This window comes from Nocardiopsis sp. TNDT3 (assembly GCF_003427465.1).
GTDB lineage: Bacteria > Actinomycetota > Actinomycetes > Streptosporangiales > Streptosporangiaceae > Nocardiopsis > Nocardiopsis dassonvillei.
In genome coordinates this window covers 1-7,923 of sequence record NZ_QPFC01000827.1, presented here as the reverse complement: position 1 = coordinate 7,923, position 7,923 = coordinate 1, and the positions used below count along the sequence as shown (strand labels likewise).

The window sequence follows — 7,923 nt, the reverse complement described above, 5'->3', positions numbered from 1 at the left end:
GGAACCGCGCGGTTCCGGGCGCCCCTTCGGCGTTGGGCGGGCGGTTACTGCTCGCCGTGGACGGAGCCGGGGGTGCCCGAACCGTCGGTCACCTGCGGCTCGCCGGTCGCGCTCTCGGCCAGCCACTCGTCCCAGGACATCTGCCAGAAGCCCCAGCCGTTGTTCCACTCCAGCTCGCGGTCGGTACCGGTGGTCTCCAGGACGTCGCCCATGAGGGTGTTCTCGAAGATCCAGCGGGCGTCGTCCATGCGCAGGTTGGTGCAGCCGTTGGAGGTGTTGGCGCTGCCGATGTTGCCGTTGTAGGAGGCCTCGTGCAGGAACTCGCCGCTGTCACTGGTGCGGACCGCGTACTGCACGTCCACGTTGTAGGCGCCGGGGGTGCCCTCGGGGATGCCCACGGTGGAGGAGTCCATGGTCATCTGCTCGTAGCGCTGCATGAGCACGTGGGTGCCGGAGGTCGTGGTGTCGAAGCGGCGGCTGGCCTTGCCGTTGCTCACCTCGATGGTGCGGTCGTGCTCACCGTCGATGTTGACGACCAGCTCGTGGTCGGGCACGTGCATGGTCATGATCAGCTCGCGGCCGACCTCGAAGTCGATGCGGTGGTTCTCCACGCCGTAGACGCCCTCGGAGGCCTCGACGCCGGCGAGGCGCAGGTCGACGCTCACGGACTGGTGGGGCTCCCAGTACTCCTCGGGCCGGAACACGGCCATCGTGTCGGTCTCCCAGTTCCAGGCGCCCTGGACGCCCTGCTCGGAGATGACCTCCATGGAGTTCTCGACCTGCGCCTTGTTGGTCACCGGCAGGTCGAAGTTGATGACGATCGGCATGCCCACGCCGACGGTGTCACCGGAGACGGGCCAGTTGGAGGCCAGTTCCAGGCGCTGTCCGGCGACCGCCTCCAGGGTGGTGAACTCCTGGACGACCTCGGTCTCCTCACCGGCGTCGTTCTCGGCGGTCGCGGTGACCACGACCTCCGCGCCGGGGCGCAGGTTCCAGTCGCTGACCCACTCGGTCGCGTCACCGTTGAGGGTGCCGGTCATGGCGTAGAGGTCGGCCTCCTGCGCCTCGCCCTCGCCCTCCGCCGCGGCCTCGGTGGCGACGACCTGCTCCACCTGGACGTCCGTGATGACACCGCTCTCCGCGGTGACCCGGATGGGGGAGTTGGGCGCGACCTCCTCGGCACCGTTCTCGGGAGTGATCACCAGCTCCGCGGGATCGGCGCTGGCCGCGTCGGTACCGCCGCCCTGGGTTTCGGCCTCACCCGACGTGCAGGCCGTGGCGGCCAGCGCCAGCGCTGCCAGTCCGATACCGAAACGACGCGCCACCGCCGGAGGTGTCTTGCCCGTCACGTCTGGTTACCTCCATGTCATGCCTGAAACGCCATCCACGCAAGTAAGACGCACACCCACCGAAAAGGTTCTGAAATCTCATGCATCGGTATAGAGCGGTTATCTGGGGCGTGGGACGTGGGGGACGCCGGAACCGAAGACGATACACCCCGGGGGTACACCTCGATTCCCTACGGGTATGAGGTTACGGCCACCCGTAACTCGCCTTGGACACCGGGTTGGCCCTGCGCCTAGAATCTTGTCCGAACGCTCAGGTTTCTTCTCCGGAGGAACCTGGTCAAACGCTCAGTTCTCCGTCGGGAGGAACGCCGTGCCGTGGCTCTGGCTGGCCGGAGCGATCATCGCCGAGGTGATCGCCACCACCTCGCTCAAGCTCTCCGAGGGCTTCAGCCGACCGCTGCCCTCGGTCGTCGTGGTGGTCGGTTACGTCGGGGCCTTCCTCATGCTCAGCCAGTCCCTCACCCGGGGCATCAACCTCGGCGTGGCCTACGGCGTGTGGGCGGCCGTGGGCATCGCGCTGGTCGCGGTGATCGGCACACTGCTCTTCGGCGAGTCGCTCACCTGGGTCCAGATCGGCGGAATCGCGCTGATCATCGCGGGGGTCATGGCCCTGGAACTGGGCGGGCGGCACTGAACGGCCACGACACGGCGGCCGTCGGCGAGGGCATCGCCGACGGGCGCAGACGCAAGGGCGAGCGGCGCCGCCGACAGCTCCTGGACGCCACCATGCGCGTCATCGAACGCGACGGTGTGGCGGCGGTCAGCCAGCGGCGCGTGGCCGCCGAGGCCGGGGTGCCGCCCAGCACCGTCACCTATTACCACGCGACCGTCGACGACCTGCTCGTGGACACCCTGACCCGGGTCAACGACACCTACGTGGCCGCGCTGGCCGCCGTGCCCGAGGACGCGGACGCGGCCCTGCGCGCCCTCGCCGGGATGATCGCGGTGGGCTCGGGCCCCGCACGGGCCCAGGTGATGGCCGAGTGCGAACTGTTCCTGCTCGCCGCGCGCCGCCCGGCCCTGCGCCCGCAGACCGAGCGCTGGAACCGGGCCGTGGACGCCTTCCTCGCGCCCTACCTCCCCCGCCCGGAGGACCGCGCGGGCGTGGGCGCCGCCGTCGACGGCCTGTTCGTGCGGGCCTGCGCCGACCCGGAGCTGACGGCCGAGGACGTGTACCGCACGCTCAGCCGCCTGGTGTCGCGCGTGCCGCGTAGCGCGCGGGAGGGGTCCCCAGAACGGCGGTGAACTCCCTGGTCAGGTGGGACTGGTCGCTGAACCCGAGTTCGGCGGCCAGGCTCCCCCAGTCGGGCGCCGCGCCCTTCCTGGCCCGCTCGGCGGCCTCGTAGAGCCGGTACCTGCGGATGACCGCCTTGGGGCTCAGGCCGACGTGGTCGGCGAAGCGGCGCTGGAGCAGCCGCACGCCCATCCCCTCGCGCCGGGCGAGCCCGGACACGTTGACCACCGAGGGGTCGGCGGCCACCCGCTCCACGACGTCGCGCGTGTCCTCGGCCGGGTGACGGTACGCGGGGAGCAGCCCGGCCAGGACGCGGTCGACCGCGGCCATGAGGTCGAGGGGATCGGACGTCTCGGACGCCAACGCGCCGTCGGGGGCCCCGCGCCCGTCGGCACCGGGAACCCCTCCCCTGCCGGGGGCCTCGCCCGCACCGGGAATCGCGTCGGCGTCGGGGACCCCGTCCCGGCCCGGGTGCCCGTCAGCGCCGGGGACCCCGCGCCCATGGGAAGCCCCGGCCCCGCCGAGAACCCCGTCCGCGCCGAGGGCCCCGAAGACCTCCGACGCGGGGAGACCGGCGTCCACGATCGTGTTCATGGGCCTGCCGAGGAACGGACGGAACCCCGCGGGCCGGAACATCACCCCGAGCGCCCAGCCCTCGCCCTCCAGGCGGCGCTCGGTCACCTCGGTGGTCGGGCCGTACACCGTCGCGGTCCCACCGGTGAACACCAGGTTCACGACGGGGTGGGCCAGGACCCGCTGGGTGTGCGGCTCGCGGCCGGTCAGGTTCCACGAGGTCAGCCAGTAGCGGTCCACGAAGCGGGCCACCCGCTCCGAGGGAGCGTGTCGGTCCAGGCGGAACCGGGTCAGCCCGGCGTCCGGGTCGAGGATGCCGCGCGCGTCCCCCTCCACCCCCACGGAGTACGGTCTCACGGCTCCAGGGTAGTCCTCCGCCTCCGAACACACGTGCGGTTCGTCGTGTTTGTTCAAGACGGCGCCCGGTCGAGGGGGTGAGGATGGCGGACACCGAGACACACCCGAGGGGAACACGATCATGAGCGACATCTCCGAGCGCTACGCCCGCCTGTCCGAGGACTTCGCCGGGACGGTGGCGGCCGTCCCCGCCGACCGCTGGTCGTCGGCGTCCCCCTGCGAGGGGTGGGACGCCCGCGACGTGGTCCGCCACGTCGTGGACACCCAGGGCATGTTCCTCGGCCTGGTCGGCCGCGAACTGGGTGACATCCCCTCCGTGGACGAGGACCCCCGCGCCGCCTGGGACGCCGCCCGAGCGGTGGTCCAGGCCGACCTGGACGACCCGCGGCGCGCGAACACCGAATTCGACGGGTTCTTCGGCCGCACCACCTTCGCCGAGGCGGTGGACCGGTTCCTCGGCTTCGACCTCGTGGTGCACCGCTGGGACCTGGCCCGGGCCACCGGCCTGGACGAGCGCCTGGACCCCGGCGACGTCCGGTGGGCGCACGAGGCCACCGCACCCTTCGGGGAGCAGCTGCGCGGGAACAACGTCTGCGGGCCCGAGCTCACCCCGCCCGAGGGCGCCGACGACCAGACCCGGTTCCTGGCCTTCGTCGGCCGCCGCGCCTGGTAGCGGCCCCGGGCTCCCCCGCCCCGGGGACCGGTGCGGGCCCGTCCCGGGGAGGCGGCCGGGCCGCCCCGGGCGACCCGGCCCTGGGGCGGCACACGGGCAGGGACGTGAGCCGGGCGGTTTTCCCGCTGAAGCAGGACACGATCGGAACGCTCTCCTTCCGGGGCTCCGCGCGTGCGGAGTATGCGGTCAGGGGGTGCGACGCGGATCGTGTGCTGCGGGGGGCGGCGTCGTCCACTCCCACTATGCCGCCTTCGGAGCCGAAGCGGCGGAGTCCGTCCACACCTGTGGAAAACCCGGAGGGCCACGGGGAGTCCCCGTGGCCCTCCGGCCGGGTTTTCGCGCCTCACGCGCGGACGCCGTTGAGCGCGATCGCGCCGCCCGCGTGTCCCGCGCGACCTGTGCCTCACGCGCTGACGGCACGGCCCGGCGGCCGTGCCGTCAGCAGGTCAGCGGATCAGCAGGTCAGCTCCCAGGAGCACTCCAGCTCACCGCCCGGCTCGCTCGGCGCGCTCTGGGACCGGACGCTCACGGGCGCCTGGTGGCCCAGGTACTCGGCCAGCCGGACGGCGATCGCGTCCTGCACCGGCGTGGGGGCCGGGCCGCCGTAGCCGTTGTTGACGACGCTGAACGCCAGCCCGTCGCCGCCCCCCTGCCCGGCCACGTATCCGGACAGCGCGCTGATGCCCGTCATGGTGCCGGTCTTGGCGGAGACGACGCCCGCGGCCGCGGTGCCGCCCATGCGGAACCGCAGGGTTCCCCCGGTGAACGGGTCGCTCTCGCCCGCCAGCGGCAGCGAGTCCGCCCAGACCCCGTGCCAGGACGCGTCGCGCGTGCTCACGAGCAAGTCCACGACCGTGTCGGAGGTGACCAGGTTGCCCCGGGACAGGCCCGAGCCGTCGTTGAGGACGAGGTCGGAGGTGTCCACCCCCAGCCCGGCCAGGGACCGCTCGACACCGGTCAGCCCGGCGTCCCAGCTGCCCTCGCCCGCGACCTCCTGGCCGATGCTCTTGACGAGCATCTCGGCGTGGCCGTTGTTGCTGAACTTCATGAAAGGGACGAGGATCTCCGCCAGCTCGGGGGACTCGTGGTCTGCCACCAGCCGGGCGCCGTGGCGTCCCCGACCGGGCGCCTCGCCGAACTCCACGCCGCCCTCGACGGTGACGCCGTGCCGCTCCAGCGCCTGCGCGAAGAGGTGCCCGGCCAGGCCCGCGGGCTCGTCCACAGTGCGCAGGGCGGTCACGGGGGCGGCGTCGGCCGGGATCGTGCCGGTCACCGTGATGGTGTTGGTCCCCACGGGCCGGTCGACGACCACGCTGCTGGTGCCGCCCGGAGGGCCGGTCACGGCCTGGTTGTCGAGTTCGGCGTAGCCCTCGGCGGCGCCCAGGTCCACGGTGGCGGGCGCACCCGCCGCGCCGGGGGTGACCACGACCTCGGTCACGCCGGTGTCGTAGCGCTCCCCGTGGGCGACGGTGAGGGCCGAGATCTGCGCGGAGTAGGCGTAGGGCTCGTCCTCGGGCCACCAGTCGTCCACGAGGCGCTGGGAGTCGAACCAGGTGTCGTCGGCGAGGACGTCGCCCCGCACGGTCCTGACCCCGGAGGCGGCCACGTCGGCGGCCAGCGCGTCCAGGTCCTGCTCGGACAGGGTGGGGTCGCCGCCGCCCACCAGGTACAGGTCCTCCACGGAGCGCCGCTGCCTGTGGCCCTCGGCCACGACCTCGGTGGAGAAGGTGTGGTCGGCGCCCAGGACGTCCAGGGCGGCCGCCGCGGTGAACAGCTTCATGTTGGAGGCGGGCACCAGCTGCTCCCCGCTGTCGCGCGAGTACAGCACCGCGCCGGTGGCGGGGTCGGTGACGGTCACCCCGGACACCCCTCCCTCCAGGGACGGGTCCGCCAGGAGGGCGTCGATGTCCGCGCGCAGGTCGGTCAGGCGCTCCTCGGCTGCCGCCGGGTCGGCGTGGGCCGGGAGTGCGCCCAGCGGCGCCGCGACGAGCACGGGGACGGTCGCGAGGGCCGCGGTCCAGGCGGCGCGCCGCCGGACCGGGGCACGGCGCCTCCCGACCGGGGGTTCACTGGAAGCGGTGGGGGTTCTCAACGGTGTGTCTCCTAGCGGTCACGGACACGAAGGGGCACCGCACCCTAACCCGCTACGGATCCCCGGCACCAGCACCCCGGGCGCGGGTCGGACACGGAAGGGGCGCGTGGGGACGTCTAAGCCCCAGGTGACACATGTGCACCTAAATCCGCTAAGGAGAAAATCGTCCGGTTTCGGCCTCCTTCCCCGGCGCGGCGGGGGGACGCGGCATCCGACAGCGGTGTGTGCCCGGCCCCGGAGCGGACCCCGGGCACCGGGCCCCTTCCGCCGCCGCGTGCGGCGCGAACGGCGAACGGGCCGGTGCCGGGGGCGCACTCCCCCGGCACCGGCCCGTCACGGCCGCCGCGCCCGGATCACCCGGACGGCGCCCCGGTCAGAACAGTTCCCTGGCCCGCGAGTAGTGGCAGGCGTCCAGGTGGCCCGCCCCCCGGTCCATCAGTTCCGGCGGCTCCTCCACGCACTTGGCGCGCTCGCCCTCCGACAGCTCGTTCGCGAACTTCGGGCACCGGGTCCGGAACCGGCAGCCCGAGGGCGGGTCGGCGGGGCTGGGCACGTCGCCGGTGACGACGATCCGCTCCCGGGTCCGCTCCTTGACCGGGTCCGGCAGGGGGATCGCCGAGATCAGCGCCTGCGTGTACGGGTGCGAGGGCGCCCCGAACAGCTCCGCCGTCGTCCCCGTCTCCACGATCTTGCCGAGGTACATCACGGCCACCCGGTCGGCGATGTGCTTGACCACCGACAGGTCGTGCGAGACGAACAGGTACGACAGGCCCAGGTCGTCCTGGAGGTCCTCCAGCAGGTTGATCACGCCCGCCTGGATGGACACGTCCAGCGCCGAGACCGGCTCGTCCAGGATGAGCACCTTGGGGTTGAGCGCCAGCGCGCGGGCGATGCCGATGCGCTGGCGCTGGCCGCCCGAGAACTCGTGCGGGTAGCGCGAGCCGTGCTCGGCGTTGAGCCCCACCAGGTCCAGCAGCTCCCTGACCCGCTTCTTGGCGGTGCCGTTGCCCTGGCCGTGGATCCGCAGCGGCTCGGCGATGATGTCCGAGACCGTCATGCGCGGGTCCAGGGAGGCGAACGGGTCCTGGAAGACCAGCTGGAGGTCGCGGCGCAGCGGCCGCATCTGCCGGGGGGACAGCGTGTGCAGCGGCTGGCCCATGTAGCTGACCTCGCCCGAGGTCTGCCTGATCAGCTGGAGCATGAGGCGGGCGGTGGTGGACTTGCCGCATCCGGACTCGCCGACCAGGGCGAGGGTCTCGTGCTCGCGCAGCTCCAGGGAGACCCCGGAGACCGCCTGCACCTCGCCGATCCTGCGCCGCAGGAGGCCCTTGGAGCGGATGGGGAAGTTCTTGACCAGGTCCTTGACGGTCAGGATGGCCTCACGGGGTCCCCCGTCCGCGGGGGCGGCGGTCTCCGCGCCGATCTGGGCGCGCGCCTCCTGCGCCTGCTTCTCGGCCTCCTCGACCTCCGTTACGGTCTCGGCCTCCACCGCCGTCCCCCGGAACAGGTCGGCGGGGGCGGCGCCCCCCAGCTCCTCGCTGAAGTGGCAGGCCGCCGTGTGCGCGGAGGTGTCCGTCACCGGCACGCGCACCCGCTCCCCGTCTCCGCCGACCGCGAGCAGGAGGGGCTCCTGCTCGCGGCACAG

General features: G+C 72.9%; 7 protein-coding genes. 3 read left to right on the top strand and 4 right to left on the bottom strand.

Annotated features, from left to right (window positions below; genetic code table 11):
- Positions 1 to 44 precede the first annotated feature (44 nt).
- On the bottom strand, positions 45 to 1,349 hold the full coding sequence (locus tag DQW06_RS20080; RefSeq protein ID WP_013155520.1) for an Ig-like domain-containing protein: 1,305 nt from the start codon (positions 1,347 to 1,349) through the stop codon (positions 45 to 47).
- Positions 1,350 to 1,659: 310 nt separating this feature from the next.
- On the opposite strand from DQW06_RS20080, the gene DQW06_RS20075 reads away from it, so the two are divergent.
- Together DQW06_RS20075 and DQW06_RS20070 are read left to right on the top strand one after the other, a co-directional pair.
- Positions 1,660 to 1,983 carry a multidrug efflux SMR transporter gene (locus tag DQW06_RS20075; protein WP_013155521.1) on the top strand — a complete coding sequence of 108 codons (324 nt, stop codon included), beginning with the start codon at positions 1,660 to 1,662 and terminating at the stop codon, positions 1,981 to 1,983.
- 32 nt (positions 1,984 to 2,015) lie between these two features.
- Entirely contained in the window at positions 2,016 to 2,594 is a 579-nt protein-coding gene (locus tag DQW06_RS20070) for a TetR/AcrR family transcriptional regulator (RefSeq protein ID WP_255418254.1), read from the top strand.
- Here DQW06_RS20070 and DQW06_RS20065 read toward each other — a convergent pair.
- Positions 2,533 to 3,513, bottom strand: coding sequence for a DUF6597 domain-containing transcriptional factor (locus DQW06_RS20065; RefSeq protein WP_370449110.1), 981 nt, complete (start codon positions 3,511 to 3,513; stop codon positions 2,533 to 2,535). The genes DQW06_RS20070 and DQW06_RS20065 overlap by 62 nt on opposite strands.
- Before the next feature lie 121 nt (positions 3,514 to 3,634).
- Between DQW06_RS20065 and DQW06_RS20060 the strand changes: the two genes are divergently transcribed.
- Positions 3,635 to 4,186: a TIGR03086 family metal-binding protein gene (locus tag DQW06_RS20060; protein WP_013155524.1), complete on the top strand. Its 552-nt coding sequence runs from the start codon at positions 3,635 to 3,637 to the stop codon at positions 4,184 to 4,186.
- A 454-nt stretch (positions 4,187 to 4,640) separates the two neighbouring features.
- On the opposite strand, the gene dacB is transcribed toward DQW06_RS20060, so the two are convergent.
- The gene (dacB, locus tag DQW06_RS20055; protein ID WP_041552938.1) at positions 4,641 to 6,179 is read right to left on the bottom strand and encodes a D-alanyl-D-alanine carboxypeptidase/D-alanyl-D-alanine-endopeptidase; all 1,539 of its coding nucleotides are present in this window, start codon (positions 6,177 to 6,179) and stop codon (positions 4,641 to 4,643) included.
- A gap of 472 nt (positions 6,180 to 6,651) precedes the next feature.
- A partial coding sequence (locus DQW06_RS20050) for an ABC transporter ATP-binding protein (RefSeq protein WP_117199102.1) occupies positions 6,652 to 7,923 on the bottom strand: 1,272 nt, incomplete at its 5' end.